Genomic DNA, 14,380 nt, shown 5'->3' with positions numbered 1-14,380 from the left:
GTCGCCCCTCCGGGCGACGGCGGTTCGCCCTCACGGGTGACGTGCCGGTGGGCGCCGTCCTCCTAACCTCCTCGGGACCACCCGAGGAGGACCCCCATGACCGCCATCGACACCCCGCTCCCCCGCCCCGGTGCGCCGCGGCTCGACCCGCCGCGCGCCCCGCAGGTCCGCTCGGCTCCCCCGTCGGGAAGCCCGCGCCCTTCCGCCGCCTCCGGGGCACGGGATGCCGGGATCGACCTGGCCCGGGCGCTGTGCGTGATCGCCGTGCTGCTGATCCATGGACTGCAGGTCGGGGTCACGGTGGACGGCGGTCAGGGCGTGCTCGAGTACGCGACCCGCGGCGCCGCCTGGTACGCCCCGCTCACCTGGGTGCTGCAGGTGCTGCCGCTGTTCTTCATGATCGCGGGGTTCGCGGGCGTGCTCGCCCATCGTCGGTCCCGGGCCGCCGGCCGCACCGCGGCCGAGTTCGTGGCCGGGCGCGTGCACCGTCTCCTGGTCCCCGCTCTCGCGACGATCGGCGCCGTGGGGGTCGGGTTCCTGGCGCTGATGGCCGCCGGGGTCCCTGGCGAGCTGATGGCGGAGATCAGCCTGCGGTACGGCCAGCCGCTGTGGTTCCTCGGGGTGTTCCTGGCGGTCCAGGCGATGCTGCCCACCATGGCCGGGCTCCACGAGCGGGCACCGCTGCGCAGCTTCGCCGGTCTCGCGGCCGGTGCGGTGGCGGTGGACCTGCTGCGGCTGGTCACCGGGGTCGACGCGATCGGGTATGCGAACCTCGCCTTCGTGTGGCTCGCCCTGCAGCAGCTCGGGTTCCTCCTGGCCGACGGCCACCTGGACCGCCTCTCGGCGCGGTGGCGGATCGGGATCGGCGCCGGGGCCGCCGGACTGCTCGCGCTCGGGATGCTGCTGGGGATCTGCTCGCCCGATCTCATCGCGCACCTGAACCCGCCGACCACGGCGCTGCTGCTGGTCGGCGTGGCGCAGACGATGCTGCTCACGCTGGTGCGCACCCGGCTCCGTGCTCTCGCCGAGCGGCCGCGCATCGCCGCCCTGACCGGATTCGTCACGGCCCGCACGATGACGATCTACCTGTGGAACCTGCCGGTGCTGCTGGTGATGGCGGGAGCGTCGGCGCAGCTCGCCCTGCTCGGTCCGATCCCCCTCCCCGAGCCCTCGAGCATCCTGTGGTGGCTGTCCCGGCCCTCCTGGCTGGCTCTCTCGCTGCTCCTCACGCTCGGCGTCGCGACCGTGCTGGGCGGGATCGAGGCCAGGAGGCCTCCGGCGCTCACCACCCGACCCCGCGAGGCCCGGCTCGGGGTGGTGCTGGGCGTGGCGGCGGTGCTGTTGCTGCTCCTGGCGGGCACCTGGCCCGTGACGGCCCTCGGCGCGGTGGTGCTGATCCTGATCGCCCTGCGACGGACTCTGGCGACACTGCTCGACCGCCCGGTATGGCGACGGGGACCTGCACCGATGCGACTCTCCACAGCCATCTGATCCGCTTGCCCGAGACCGTCCCCTACGGTGTTGAACCCCGTCGGAGACCCCGCGGGATAGGCGACCGAAGGAGCCGCTCATGCGCAAGGCCGTACTTCCGATCAGTCTCACGACCCTTCTGCTGATCATCATCATCCTGTTGCTCGTCCTCTGAGCGGGCGGGGATCCGCAGGACGGCGACGTCCGTCTCCCGCAGGGCACCGGTGACGCCGGTGCCCTGCTCCCGTCGGAGCCGGCCGCCGGATCGGGTGCGTCTCGACGGCCCCCGAGGTCAGCGGACAGCATCTGTCCTCTCCTGCCGACACGATGGGCAGGCATCGCCGACCCGCGTCGACAGCCGTCGTCGCACGATCCTTCACCCTCTCGGGAGCACCCATGAGCGCCACCGTCCAGATCACCATCGACGTCCATGACCCGCGCACGGTCTCGATCTTCTGGAGGGAGGTGCTCGGGTACGTGCATCCGGGACCGCCCGGCGTCGAGCTCGCCGAGGGCGAGGACCCGCTCGCGGCCTGGGACGCCTTCCTCGAACGCATGGGAGTTCCCGAGGACGAGCGCAACAGCGCCTCCGCTCTCGAGGACCCCGACGGCGACGGCCCGCGGATCTACTTCCAGCGCGTCCCCGAGGACAAGGTCGTCAAGAACCGGGTCCACCTGGATGTGCGCACCGCGCCCGATCTCATCGGGGACGAGCGGATGGCGGCGCTCGAAGCCCGCTGCGAGGAGCTCGTCGAGCTCGGGGCGACACGGCTGGCGCGTCACGAGCCGGAGCCGCCGATGAGCATCGGCTTCCTCGTGCTGGCCGATCCGGAGGGCAACGAGTTCTGCCTGGACTGACGGCAGGCTCGCCGCAGCAGCCGCATCCATCGCCGTCTCCCCCTTGCGCGGAGCCGCATCGACCGTTTGAATCGGTGTGGCACTGCTCACGCACCACATGAGGGGGAATCATGACCGGCATCGATGAGACCACAGGCTACGACCCCGACGGGGGCTACGACCCCGACGGCGGGTACGACCCCGACGGCGGGTACGACCCGGATGGTGGGTATGACCCGGACGGGGGCTCGGATCCCGACGGCGGGTACGACCCCGACGGCGGATATGACCCCGACGGCGGATATGACCCCGACGGGGGCTACGACCCGGACGGCGGGTACGACCCGGACGGCGGCCTCGTCTGAGTGACCTCGATGCGCCGTGCCCGATCTGATCGGGCACGGCGCATCACCCTGTCAGGGGTGCGCCAGCGCCTCTCGGATCACGGCGCGGTCGTCGTGGGGAAGGCGCTCCGTGCCCACCAGCTGCACGGTCTCGTCCCCTTTCCCGGCCACGAGCACCGTGTCCCCGGGCCGGGCCATCAGCAGCGCAGCCCGGATCGCGTCGGATCGTCGCGGGATCTCGAGGCACTCCGGGCAGCCCGCCCTCACCTCGGAGCGGATCCTCTGCGGCGGCTCGCGGCGCGGGTTGTCGTCGGTGAGCACCACGACATCGGCGAGCGCCGCAGCGATCTCCCCCATTTCGGGGCGCTTCGCTCGATCCCGCTCCCCGCCGGCCCCGAACACCACCAGGAGGCGACCCTCGGTCTCGCGCCGTACGGCCTCCAGCGCGGTGCGCAGCGCCGCGGGGTTGTGCGCGGTGTCCACCATCGCGGTGATCCCGTCCTGCAGGGAGATGGTCTCCAACCTGCCCGGCGGTGGCGCGACCTTGGAGAGCGCAGCGGCGACGGCCTCGGCAGGGGCCCCGGCGGCGATCACCGCGGTCGCCGCGAGCAGCAGGTTCGTCACCGCGATCGAGTGCCGCACGGGAAGGGTGGTCTCGAGCGTCTGCGACCCCACGGTGAGCAGGCCCACCGTCCCCCGGCCCTCAGCCCCGCTGCCGAGGGCCGCCCCGTCGGCCGCCCTGCCCACGGCGGGCTTCCCGCCGAATCCGAGGGTCTCCGTGAAGTGCACGTCGCCGCCCTCGCCCACCGTCAGCAGTCGGGCGCCGCGGCTCGCGACGGCCTCGCGCACCATCTCTCCCCGCACGCAGTCCGTGGCCATCACAGCCACCCCGTCGGCGCGCAGGTGCTGGGAGAACAGCGACAGCTTCGCGCCCCAGTACGCCTCGAGGCTGCCGTGCACGTCGAGATGGTCGCGCTCGAGGCCGGTGCAGACGGCGACGTCCACCGGGACCCGCTCGAACAGTCCGTCCTTGAGGATCCCCACGAACGCCTCGAGGGAGATGGCCTCCGCGCCGGCCTGCACCTGCCGCTCGATCAGCTCGGGGAGGTAGTCCGGGGAGCGCCGGGGTCGCGCCTCGTGCAGCACGCCGGCCACATCGGTGATCCCGGTCGAGTCGTACCCGGCGGCGCTCCACCCCACCAGCCTCATGAGCTGGACCGTCGCCGTCGCGACGGAGGTCTTGCCGTTGGTGCCCGTGACCGCGCTGATCAGCGGGCGGCCCGCGGGCGGACTGACGGGCCGGATCCTGTCATTCTCCTGCCGGTTCATACGACTCCCCCGAGACGAGCGGCCCACCCCGGGCCACGAGACGCACCCATCCCACCACATCGGGAGCCGACGGGCTGCGCATCGCGCCGATGACCCTTCGTGAGGGTCAGTCCGGTGGCGCGGTGGTGAGCTCGATGGCGCGGTGCAGGCGCTCGATGTCGTCCGTGCTCCCGGTGTGCTGGGCCTCCCAGAAGTAGGAGGCGACGAAGCGGGCGTAGGAGAGGGTCTCGGCCCGTTCGACGTCCGCCCCGGCGGTCTCGCAGAAGGCCTCGATCACGGCCCGCAGACCCTCGCGTGGGCGCGGCGCGTCGAGCACGGCGGGCAGGACGCTGCGTACCACGGTGTGCGCCTCGTTCTCGACCGGACCGCACAGCCAGCCGGGATCGATGGCCACCCAGTCGTCCTCCGCCCGGCGCAGCACGTTCGCGAAGCTGAGGTCGCCGTGGGTGAGGGTGCTCGAGGTGTCCTCGGCGAGGTCGTCGATGATCTCGGCGGCTCGCTCCCCCGCTCCGGCCGGGAGCGGGAGGCGGTCTGCGACGGCGCGGGCGTGCTGGGCCTGGAACGACTGGCCCCAGGCGCGGGAGGTCTCGGCCAGGCGCGGGGCATCCGATAGGGCGGGGACCGCGGCGATGCGGGCCGCGACCCGACCGGCGATCCGCGCGGCGGCGAGTGGCTCGGGGTGCTCGACGAGGGTCGGACCGGCGAGGCGCTCGAGCAGCAGGGCGCCCTGATCCGCGTCGGAGCGCAGGAGCTCGACCATGCCGTGACCGGCGAGCGCGCTCAGCGCCGTCACCTCGAGCGCGGCGTCGGCGAGCGGAGAGACCAGCTTGAGGGCGGCCGGGTCGCCGTCGGCTGTGCGGACGGGCAGCACGATGCTGGTGCCGCCGAAGAACGGCTGCCCGTCGGGTGTGAGCTCCCAGTCCCGGACCATCGATCGGGCGTGGTCCGGGACGTCCTCGAGCCAGGGGGCGGTGGCCCGGTTCTGATGGAGGAGGCGCCGCCGGAAGGCCTCCGGGAGCTGGAGCGGTTGGTCCATCTCGGCATCATCGCAGGTGCTCACCGGGCCACGGGGGCGATGTGGATCAGGAGTGCTCGATCAGCCGTCGGGCGCGACCATGCCGACGGGTCACGCCGGGCGTCATCCGGCGGTGGGCTCCAGGACGTCCCGGGCGTGCAGGGCATCGACCAGCGGGCTCAGCTCCGGCATGTCCGAGGCCTCGTCGAGGACCTCCTCGAGCACCCGGTCATAGGTGGGTCGCGCACCGTCGAGCAGAGCATGCCCCGGCGGGGTGAGCTCGGTGTAGATCCCGCGGCGATCGTCCGTGCACAGGACCCGCGTGAGCAGACCGCGATCCTCGAGACGGGTCACCAGGCGCGTGGTCGCGCTGCTGGAGAGCGCGGCGGCGCGGGCGAGCTGCTGCATGCGCATGTGCCAGCCGTCCTGCCTGCTCAGGGCGTCCATCACCGTGAACTCCACGACCGACAGGCCATGCTCGTCCTGCAGGGTGCGCTCGAGCCGCGCCTCGATCAGTCCGTGCAGAGCGGTGAGAGTCCGCCAGCCGCGTGCTCGGATCTCCACCGCATCATCCGCGATACCCATGTGGGCCTCCTCGTGTCGGGAGCGAGTCTAACAGCTTGCGCTCTTAGACCGCGTGTGCAACTATCTCATCTCGTTGCGCACGCAATGATTGCAGACGCCGGTTGTTTCGTCCGACGAGCCGGCACCCACCCCCCGTACAAGGAGCTCCCCCCATGCCCGCAGCCCTCTACGCCCTGGCCCTCGGCGGCTTCGGCATCGGACTCACCGAGTTCGTCATCATGGGCCTGCTGCCCGAGGTGGCCGCAGACTTCGCCGTCACCGAGACCGTGGCCGGCTATCTCATCTCCGGCTACGCCCTCTCCGTCGCGATCGGCGGCATCGGCCTGACCACCCTGCTGGGCCGCGTGGATCGCAAGAAGGCCCTGCTGGGCCTGCTGGTGCTGTTCATCGCCGGCAACCTGCTCTCCGCCCTCGCACCCACCTACGCGCTGATGATGCTGGGGAGGATCGTCGCGGCCCTCTGCCACGGCGCGTTCTTCGGCATCGGCGCGGTCGTCGCCGCCGATCTCGTGGGCCCCGCCCGCCGCGGCCAGGCCATCTCCATCATGTTCGCCGGCCTCACCGTGGCGAACGTCGCCGGCGTGCCGCTGGGCACCTTCCTGGGCCAGGCCGCCGGCTGGCGCGCCACCTTCTGGGCCATCACCGTGATCGGCCTGATCGCCCTCGCGGGCGTGCAGCTGCTGGTCCCCGCCACGCCGGCGGCCCCGCGCACCGGCAGCGCGCTCGGCGAGTTCCGGATCTTCCGCAGCCCCCAGGTGTGGCTGTCCATGCTGGTCACCGTGCTCGGATACGGCGGCATGTTCGGCGCCTTCACCTACATCGCCTTCACCCTCACCGGAGTGAGCGGCTTCGCGAGCAGCACCGTCCCGTGGCTGCTGGTGCTCTTCGGCGCCGGCCTCTTCGCCGGCAACCTGCTGGGCGGTCGCTTCGCGGACCGGAACCTGTTCGCGACCCTCACGGTGCTGCTGGGGCTGCTCGCCGTGATCCTCGCGGCGTTCGCCCTCACCGCCGAGTCGAAGGCAGCGACCATCATCGCGCTCGTGCTCATGGGCGGCATCGGCTTCGCCACCGTGCCCGGCCTGCAGATGCGGATCATGGCCCACGCCTCGGCCGCGCCGACCCTCGCCTCCGGTGCCAACATCGCCGCGTTCAATGTGGGCAACGCCGTCGGCGCCTGGATCGGCGGGCTCACCCTCGCCGCGGGCCTCGGCTACACCTCCCCGCTGTGGGCCGGCGCCGCGATCACCCTCGTGGGCCTCGCCGTCTACCTGATCGCAGCCCGGCTGCGCGGCGGAGAGCTCGCCCCGACCCCCACGGCCGCGGCGGACGAACCCGCGCTCGCGCCCGCCCACTGACCGCTCCCCCGTCCCTCCGCTGATCTCTGAAGGAGTCACCATGACCACCCTCCCCACCCTCACCCTCCGCGACGGCCTGACCATGCCGCAGCTCGGCTTCGGCGTCTTCCAGGTCCCCGACGACCAGGCCCAGCAGGCCGTCGAGTCCGCGCTCGAGGCCGGCTACCGCAGCATCGACACCGCGATGATCTACGGCAACGAGCACGGCGTGGGTCGCGCTCTCGCCGCCTCGGGCATCGCTCGGGAGGACCTGTTCGTCACCACCAAGCTGTGGATCGACGACCACGGCCGCGGGGCGGCGCGTCCGGCCCTCGAGGCGAGCCTGGAGCGGCTGGGCCTTGCGAGCGTGGACCTGTATCTCATCCACTGGCCCGCCCCGGCGACCGACGTCTACCTGCAGACCTGGCAGGGCTTCGAGGATCTGCGCGCGGCCGGGCTCACCCGTGGCATCGGCGTCTCGAACTTCCTGCCCGAGCACCTCGACCGGGTCGTCGGCCTGGGCGGCGCGGTCCCCGCGGTGAACCAGATCGAGCTGCACCCCGCACTGCAGAACCGTGAGACGGTCGCGGCGAACGCCGCGCTCGGGATCGCCACCGAGGCCTGGAGCCCGCTGGCGCAGGGCGCGGTGCTGGGCGAGGCTCCGGTGGTCGAGGCCGCCGCCGCGCATGGCGTCTCGGCGGCGCAGGTGGTGCTGCGCTGGCACCTGCAGCACGGGAACATCGTGATCCCGAAGTCGGTGACCCCGGCACGGATCGCCGCGAACCTCGACGTCCTCGACTTCACGCTGAGCGAGGCGGAGATGGCCGCGATCGACGCCCTGGACCGCGGTCAGCGCACGGGCCCGCACCCCGCCGAGTTCAACGGCTGAGGGTCGGGAGTCCGACGGCGGCGTGAGGGGGCGGTTCGTGCCCTCTCACGCCGCCGTCGTCGCGGCGGTGGTCCCGGGGCCGGCCCAGGCCGAGGGCCGCAGCACGAGGATGAGGATCGGGATCATCACCACCGCGGCGAGGATCCCGAGCGCCGGGAAGCCGGTCGCGGCCATCAGCGGGCCGGCGAGGAACGCCGCCGTCGCGCCGCACAGGTTGGACAGGGCATCCGCCCCGCCCTGCGCCGAGGCCCGTGAGCTGTCGGCGATGACGGTGGAGAACATCGCCGACCCCGCGACGTTGAGGAACGACCAGCCCAGTCCCAGCAGGATCAGCGAGGCGATCACCCCGCCCATCGTCTCCGAGGCGAGGACCGCCAGCCCCAGCGAGAAGGCGAAGAGGACCAGGCCGATGCCCGCCACGGCGCGGTGGCCGAGCCGGTCCACGAGATGGCCCACCACGGGCGCGAGGCCGAACATCCCCAGCACGTGCAGGCTGATCGTCACGCCCACCACGCTCAGCGACCCGCCCTGGTGCGCGATGTGCACCGGGGTCATGGTCATCAGCGAGACCATCACGACCTGCGAGGTCAGAAGCGCCACGAGCGCCGTGCGGGCGCGCCGGTTCGCACGCAGCTCCGCGATCATCCGCGCGAACCGCTCCTGGGTCCCGGGGCGTCGGCCGACGGGGAGATACGCGGCGGGCTCTCCGCTCTCCTCCGATCGCCGTCGGGCGAGGACGTGCAGCGGGTCCGGGCGCAGCATCAACAGGATCACGCCGCCGGCGAGCAGCGAGGCGACGGCGGCGAGGAGGAACGCGGCGGCATAGGCGTCCAGGCCCGTCGCGGCGCCGAGCGCCTCCCCCGGCACGCCGAGGTTCGGGCCGATCACGCTGCCGGTCGCCCCCATCCACATCACCAGCGAGAGCGAGCGGGCGCGGGTCTCGGGGGCGGCGAGGTCGGTGGCGGCGAACCGGGACTGCAGGCCGGCCGCGGTGCCGGCGCCGGTGAGCAGCAGGCCCAGGAACAGGGCCGCCACCAGGTGCCACTGCGCGGCGGCGACCAGCAGGGCCCCGCCCGCCGCGGCGGTCCACCAGCCGGTGGTGAGCGCGACGCGTCGGCCTCGACGCGCGGCGAGGGTGCCCAGCGGGATGCCCAGCAGCGCGGCTCCGAGGGTGGAGGAGGTGCGGGCGAGCCCCGCCCAGGCCTCGCTGTCCATCACCTCGCCGGCGAGCAGGATCCCGATCGACGGGGTGACGCCGAGGGCGATGGTGCCGAGGATCTGGGAGACGACGAGCACGGCGAGGGTGCGCCGCTGCAGCGGATCGTGCACGCGGCTCCCTGCTTCCCGGTGGCTGTCGGTGGTGGTGGTGGTGGTGGGGCGTGGTCGGTCAGAGGCCCAGCTGATGGAGTATGTCGGATCGGTGGCGGAGGATCCAGGCGGCGCAGCGCGAGCGCCTGGCGAGCTGCCACGGGGCGGCGGTCCGCTCGACGTTCGTGTGTTGTTCCGCAACCCGGTACCAGCTACCCCGCGAAAAGCACCTCTGCAGCGCCGCGCGGATCGAACCGCTCGGAGAAGTCGCGTTCGTTGGGGACCCACACGTCCTTCCACAGCGTCTCGTGTTTCCGGCCGATCGCCGCATCGCGGGCGAGTCCCCGGGCGGTGGCGGTCTCGAGGTCGACGTCGCACCAGATCCGCAGGTCCAGCGCCGCCTCGGTGCTGGGGTGGAACAGGCCGATGAGGTCCACGAGCATCACCTCGCCCCGGGGAACCGGCTTCGGCTCCCCGAGGGCGCGCCGGGACCAGTCGAAGCGCTGGAACGTGGCCTCACGCCGGTCACGGAAAGGAAGGAGGACGTCATGCATGAGCCGCTCCCGATCGACGCCGTCCCAGTCCGTCGATCGACGATGGGAGCGGGCCGGGTCCAGGAAGTCGTCCCCTCGCATCCGCACGGCGCCCTGCACAGCGGATTCCAGGCTGCGGGCCAGCGTCGACTTGCCCGACCCGCCGAACCCGGAGATCCCCGCGACGATCGGGTGGCCCGCCTCCCGATGCGTCTGATCGACGAGGGCGGCGACCGCCCCGACGGAGCGAAGGACCTCGCTCCGACCGCTCGCAGCCGCCCCCGCGTTCACCAGCCCGTGCCGGACGCGGGCCCCTGCCCGTACGGCGAGGCCTGTCCGTACGGCGACGCCGGATACTCGCTCGGCGCAGCCGCGTCGGCCGCCGATGCCTGCTCCGTGCGGCGCGCCCGCGCCGAGCGACGGAACCAGTTGACCAGCACGCCGGGCACGAAACGGTCCACGAAGGGAGCGCCGAAGCGGGAGATCGCCTCGATCACGGCACCGAGGAAGAAGGCGACCACGGGCATCCAGGCGGCGAGCCCGAAGTTCACGGTGAGGTTCCCCAGGAACGCCATCTCCATCGACATGCTGGTCCAGACCAGCGCGAGCAGGATGATCGAGCAAGTGCCGTACGCGAGCGGCAGCGCGGCCCAGGAGACGACCTGGGCGGCGATGTCGCCCTTTGCGATCTCACGGTCCCGGTTCCACAGCACCGCGATGATCAGCGGCACCACCAGCGCGATCAGCACCATGGGGATCCACAGGTACCAGGGCAGGTCGAAGAACCACAGGAACTCGGCGGTGCGCTCCATCCCCAGCTCCTCGACGCTGCCCTGGGCGTTCATGTGCACGGGCACGACCAGCATCCCCAGCCCGGGGAGCAGCGCGAGAGCGGTCGGCCCCCAGACGGGCAGCGCCAGGAGCAGGGAGAGCGCGGAGCGCCCGTCGCCCTCGGCCATCATCCCGATCGCACCGCCCAGCATCGCCAGCACTCCCACCGGGAGCGCGAAGGTCAGGGCGTGGACGATCGCGAGGCGCGGCGCGGCGGCGAGGTCCGCGACCATCGGCCACCAGCTGGGCTTGGTCATCCCGGCGAGGTGGCCGAGGAACAGCGGCATGCCGATGAGGAACCAGGTGCCGAGGAACATGTCGAACCCGGCGGAGTGCATCGAGACCGAGAGCCCCAGCTCATCGTCCTGGACGGAGAACGCGGTGAGCCGCACGACGATGACGGCGAAGATCGCGACGGCGAGCCCGGAGATCCCGGACCACACCAGCGCGCCGAGGACCCCGTTGCTCCCCCACCGGCGCTGGGTGAAGCGTGCGGCGAGGAAGGCGGCGAGGACCATCGCGAGGGTGATCAGCAGCGGCATCCCGCGGAGGCTCATGGTGGCGTTGCCGAGGAAGCCGAGGTTCAGCTCCATCTCGTAGGAGCCGAACGTGGCCAGGGAGACCAGCTGGAACGGGAGCCCCAGCAGGCCCAGGATGACCTCCGCTCCGCCGCCGCCTCCCGAGGAGCCGGCGCCGCCGGTCGGGTCGGCGCCTCCGGTGAGATCACCGGTGTCCAGGGAGAGCGAGGCGATGAAGGCGGAGGCGATCACCACCAGCGAGGCCACGAGGGCCACGACGTACGCGATCGCTCCGACGGCGAAGGTGGGCAGCGGGTTGCCGATCCCGATCTTGCCCAGCGTCGCCCCGACCTGCGCAGCGGACACGGCCTGCGCGCCCTGCGCACCGCTCGGGGCACCGGAACCATCCGGCGCGCCGGCCGCCGACGGCGCGGACGCGGCCCAGGGGCTCGGCGCCGCGGATCCGGCGGACGCGGGCGGGGCCGAGGAGGCGGACGTCGGCTGGGCCGACGGGTACCCGCTGGGCGAACCGAACTGCGGGGCCGACGGGACCTGCCCGCCCTGCCCGGCGTGCGGCGTCGCCGGACGTCCCTGATCGTACCCGTACCGGGTGGAATCCTGTCCCGGGTATCCCCCACCCGGGTTCCCTGCATTCCCCTGGTCGCCGAAAGGTTGATTCGACTCCGACATGTGCGTCCCTCTCACGTGCTCAGCTCTGTTGGGCGCGGTGATGTACCCCCTGGGAACGAGCCTATCGGGAGGTGCAGGCCCATCTCGGGCCAGGACCGGCGGACGAGGGCCATCGACGCGACACCGTGATCTTGCTACTGTCCGAAACTCTTCGCCCCTCCCCGAGATCGGAATACCCATGGGCCTGTTCGCCTCCAACGGAACTCTCGAGAAGTCGTACTCCGACGACGTCGATGCAGTCCGCACTGCCATCACCGAGCACTGCCGTGAGCAGGGGCACCATCTCGGATCGGTGAGCCAGGACCAGATGCGCTTCGAGGTCTCCACCAAGCGCACGGCCATGAACTGGGGTACCGCCGTGGTGCTCACCCTGACTCCCACCGGATCCGGCACGAACGTCGTCATCGACTACGACAACGTCGACGGCTCGCCCCGGGCGCTCATGGACGGTCGCAAGAACACCAAGACGATCACGAAGTTCGTCGACGGCCTGTCCGCGACGCTGCACGGCTGAGCAGCGGATCTCCCGCTCGCCCCTCACGCGACAGTGCCACAGTCCAGTGCGTGCAGAGGGAAGAGCGAGGGCAGCGCCTTGCCGTGGCCGGCGCGGCTAGCATCGTCCGCATGCAGCCGCAGACTCCCCTGATCCGCGAAGCGACCATCGACGATGCCGCGCAGATCTGGCCGCTGGCGGAGGCGCTCGCGACCTCGTATCGGCCCACTCGCACGGCCTTCACCGAGATCCTGGGCCGGATCACTGCCGATCCGCAGGCCACCGTGCTCGTCGCAACCGACGGGGAGCGCATCATCGGCTACGTCCATGTGCTCACGCACGAGGCCTTCCACGCCGACGGCGCGATCGGGTGGGTGGAGGAGCTGATGGTTGCCCCGGAACGGCGCGACTCAGGCGCCGGCCGCGCCCTCATGGAGGCCGCGGAGTCCTGGGCCCGTGATCGCTCGGACATCGCCTACCTGGCCGTCGCGACCCGCCGGGCGCAGGGCTTCTACTCCTCGATCGGGTACGAGGACTCGGCGACCTACTTCAAGAAGCAGTTCCGGTAGGTCGGACGCTGTCGGCGAATCTCTCGCTGCGCCGTGAGACCGTTGGCCATGACCGAGCGCCCCGAGATCGTGTGCCTGTGCGGCTCCCTCCGGTTCTCCGCGGAGATGCGGGCGGCGAACCGCGAGCTGACCCTCGCAGGCGCGATCGTGCTCGCGCCCGGTGAGCTCGGAGGGCCTGAGGACGGCATCTCCGAGGAACAGAGGGCTCTGCTGGGCGAGCTGCATCTGCGCAAGATCGATCTGGCCGATCGCATCGTGGTGGTCAACCCCGGCGGTTACATCGGCGAGTCCACGAGTCGCGAGATCGACTACGCCCGAGCCAGCGGTACGGCGGTGTCGTTCCTGCATTCCGACAGGGGCTGACCAGGAGGATGACTTCATCCGTCGCCGTCGATGCCGTCGGACAGCGCCCCGGCCACGGCGAGCGAGGCACAGAGTTCGTTCGAGGGAGGATCGACGGGTTCGCCCCTGGGCCTCGAGACGACTGATGCCACGAGAAGCACCCACACGGGCAGAGCACGTCTCGATTCCACGGAGCTACTGGGGCGGCGTCGCCGCGAACCAGCGTGTGAGCGGCTCCAGTGCCAGCGGCCCGACCGTCACTTCGTGATCTCCGCTGGTGCAGGTCATCCAGATTCCGGTGTCGTCGCGGAACACGGTGAGCGCATCGCGGTCGGGATCTGACAGTTCGAGCGAGCGTGCTTCCATGCGAACTCCCGAAGTGAGTAGCTCCTGCGGGCGAGAAGTCCTGCACCGCGATTCGGGGCACTCTCACTCCTCCGGACCTACGAGGAAAGTAGCCGACGGGACCGCGCGGGGGAAGGCTCGACCGACGTCTCGAACCGCACAGCGTCACGGCCAATCCGGCCTCCCTGTCGGCTACGAATCATCCGTTCGACCTCGGAAGAGGCGCACGCTCTCTGCGGACCGGAGTCAGATCTCTGCATCGCTCGGAGGCGTCGAGCCGGACCGCGTTCCGCTTGCTCAGCGGCTGAGCACCGCATGTGGGCTTCTCTCCGGACACGGTCACGAGTGCCGCGCAAGATGGTTCGCTGAACTCTTGAAACTCACTGAGCGGTCCGTTCGACGAAAGCCCTCATCCCGGCCCCTGGGCCGCGATGAGGGTCGCATCTCGCCGGCAACGCCTCCCGCGGGCACGCGGCACATCCCGCTCCCGCCCGGTGGGCTGACCATGATCTCCGTCGAGCTGCTCGTCGTCATTGTCGTGAGCCAGACGTGCTGCCCGGGGGCGCGACGGACGGCCCACGAGCTCAGTCGAGGCCGCACTGGTGAACTGCGGGAAGCGGCGCCCCGCCGCCTTCGGCTCGGCCTACAGATCGGCGGCGAGGACCGCGGCGGTCATCGTGTACGAGAAAGGAGGATTCGAAGTGTTCCGGCACGCCTGTCGGGCCCGATCCGACCCAGGTCCGCAACAGACCGCTCTCCGACAGTCGGGGAACGGCCCGGGGTACTCCGGAGCGCTCTCTTCGGCTGCGCAGAATTGCCCCGACAAGCGGTGGGCCCGGTGGGGATCGAACCCTCGACCCGCGGAGTAAGAGTCCGCCAAGACATGCGCGAACGATCATGTTTTAGCAGGTCAACACGACGATGCGACCCGAGCAAACCGACCGGACG

Annotated in this window: 15 protein-coding genes; 8 read left to right on the top strand and 7 right to left on the bottom strand. The window is 71.5% G+C overall.

Going from position 1 to position 14,380, the window contains the following annotated elements; translation table 11 throughout:
- The first annotated feature begins 96 nt into the window (after positions 1–96).
- From CFK41_RS04160 to CFK41_RS04150, 3 genes are all read left to right on the top strand, one after another.
- On the top strand, positions 97–1,491 hold the full coding sequence (locus tag CFK41_RS04160; protein WP_174705957.1) for an acyltransferase family protein: 1,395 nt from the start codon (positions 97–99) through the stop codon (positions 1,489–1,491).
- A 375-nt stretch (positions 1,492–1,866) separates the two neighbouring features.
- Positions 1,867–2,328, top strand: coding sequence for a VOC family protein (locus CFK41_RS04155; RefSeq protein WP_096798533.1), 462 nt, complete (start codon positions 1,867–1,869; stop codon positions 2,326–2,328).
- Between the two features lie 110 nt (positions 2,329–2,438).
- Positions 2,439–2,672, top strand: coding sequence for a hypothetical protein (locus CFK41_RS04150; RefSeq protein ID WP_174705956.1), 234 nt, complete (start codon positions 2,439–2,441; stop codon positions 2,670–2,672).
- 51 nt (positions 2,673–2,723) lie between these two features.
- On the opposite strand, the gene CFK41_RS04145 is transcribed toward CFK41_RS04150, so the two are convergent.
- The 3 genes from CFK41_RS04145 to CFK41_RS04135 form a co-directional block, all read right to left on the bottom strand.
- Positions 2,724–3,980, bottom strand: a complete 1,257-nt coding sequence (locus tag CFK41_RS04145; RefSeq protein WP_169928784.1) for a Mur ligase family protein — start codon at positions 3,978–3,980, stop codon at positions 2,724–2,726.
- A 106-nt stretch (positions 3,981–4,086) separates the two neighbouring features.
- On the bottom strand, positions 4,087–5,016 hold the full coding sequence (locus tag CFK41_RS04140; protein ID WP_096798531.1) for an aminoglycoside phosphotransferase family protein: 930 nt from the start codon (positions 5,014–5,016) through the stop codon (positions 4,087–4,089).
- Between the two features lie 102 nt (positions 5,017–5,118).
- The gene (locus CFK41_RS04135; protein ID WP_096798530.1) at positions 5,119–5,580 is read right to left on the bottom strand and encodes a MarR family winged helix-turn-helix transcriptional regulator; all 462 of its coding nucleotides are present in this window, start codon (positions 5,578–5,580) and stop codon (positions 5,119–5,121) included.
- 152 nt (positions 5,581–5,732) lie between these two features.
- On the opposite strand from CFK41_RS04135, the gene CFK41_RS04130 reads away from it, so the two are divergent.
- Both CFK41_RS04130 and CFK41_RS04125 read left to right on the top strand, forming a co-directional pair.
- Positions 5,733–6,935, top strand: a complete 1,203-nt coding sequence (locus tag CFK41_RS04130) for an MFS transporter (RefSeq protein WP_096798529.1) — start codon at positions 5,733–5,735, stop codon at positions 6,933–6,935.
- Between the two features lie 40 nt (positions 6,936–6,975).
- Complete coding sequence (locus CFK41_RS04125; RefSeq protein WP_096798528.1) at positions 6,976–7,803, top strand: aldo/keto reductase; 828 nt, start codon at positions 6,976–6,978, stop codon at positions 7,801–7,803.
- 45 nt (positions 7,804–7,848) lie between these two features.
- Here CFK41_RS04125 and CFK41_RS04120 read toward each other — a convergent pair whose 3' ends face one another.
- The 3 genes from CFK41_RS04120 to CFK41_RS04110 all read right to left on the bottom strand — a co-directional run bounded on the left by CFK41_RS04120 (position 7,849) and on the right by CFK41_RS04110 (position 11,359).
- Positions 7,849–9,132, bottom strand: coding sequence for an MFS transporter (locus CFK41_RS04120; protein WP_096798527.1), 1,284 nt, complete (start codon positions 9,130–9,132; stop codon positions 7,849–7,851).
- A gap of 191 nt (positions 9,133–9,323) precedes the next feature.
- The gene (locus tag CFK41_RS04115; RefSeq protein WP_227873203.1) at positions 9,324–9,935 is read right to left on the bottom strand and encodes a uridine kinase family protein; all 612 of its coding nucleotides are present in this window, start codon (positions 9,933–9,935) and stop codon (positions 9,324–9,326) included.
- Complete coding sequence (locus CFK41_RS04110) at positions 9,932–11,359, bottom strand: hypothetical protein (protein ID WP_096798526.1); 1,428 nt, start codon at positions 11,357–11,359, stop codon at positions 9,932–9,934. Before CFK41_RS04110 ends, CFK41_RS04115 begins: the two co-directional genes overlap by 4 nt.
- A gap of 502 nt (positions 11,360–11,861) precedes the next feature.
- Here CFK41_RS04110 and CFK41_RS04105 point away from each other — a divergent pair.
- The 3 genes from CFK41_RS04105 to CFK41_RS04095 all read left to right on the top strand — a co-directional run bounded on the left by CFK41_RS04105 (position 11,862) and on the right by CFK41_RS04095 (position 13,108).
- Positions 11,862–12,197: a hypothetical protein gene (locus CFK41_RS04105; RefSeq protein WP_096798525.1), complete on the top strand. Its 336-nt coding sequence runs from the start codon at positions 11,862–11,864 to the stop codon at positions 12,195–12,197.
- Between the two features lie 110 nt (positions 12,198–12,307).
- The gene (locus tag CFK41_RS04100) at positions 12,308–12,745 is read left to right on the top strand and encodes a GNAT family N-acetyltransferase (protein ID WP_151904668.1); all 438 of its coding nucleotides are present in this window, start codon (positions 12,308–12,310) and stop codon (positions 12,743–12,745) included.
- A 48-nt stretch (positions 12,746–12,793) separates the two neighbouring features.
- A complete protein-coding gene (locus CFK41_RS04095) occupies positions 12,794–13,108 on the top strand; it encodes a TIR domain-containing protein (RefSeq protein ID WP_096798523.1) in 315 nt (104 codons plus the stop codon).
- A gap of 174 nt (positions 13,109–13,282) precedes the next feature.
- On the opposite strand, the gene CFK41_RS17900 is transcribed toward CFK41_RS04095, so the two are convergent.
- Positions 13,283–13,453 (bottom strand): hypothetical protein, encoded by a 171-nt coding sequence (locus CFK41_RS17900; RefSeq protein WP_169928783.1) that lies wholly within the window; start codon positions 13,451–13,453, stop codon positions 13,283–13,285.
- Between the last annotated feature and the right edge of the window lie 927 nt (positions 13,454–14,380).

Origin of the sequence: Brachybacterium ginsengisoli (genome assembly GCF_002407065.1) — a bacterium.
GTDB lineage: Bacteria > Actinomycetota > Actinomycetes > Actinomycetales > Dermabacteraceae > Brachybacterium > Brachybacterium ginsengisoli.
The sequence above is the reverse complement of the archived record's forward strand: the minus strand, read 5'-3'. Positions and strand labels throughout refer to the sequence as shown.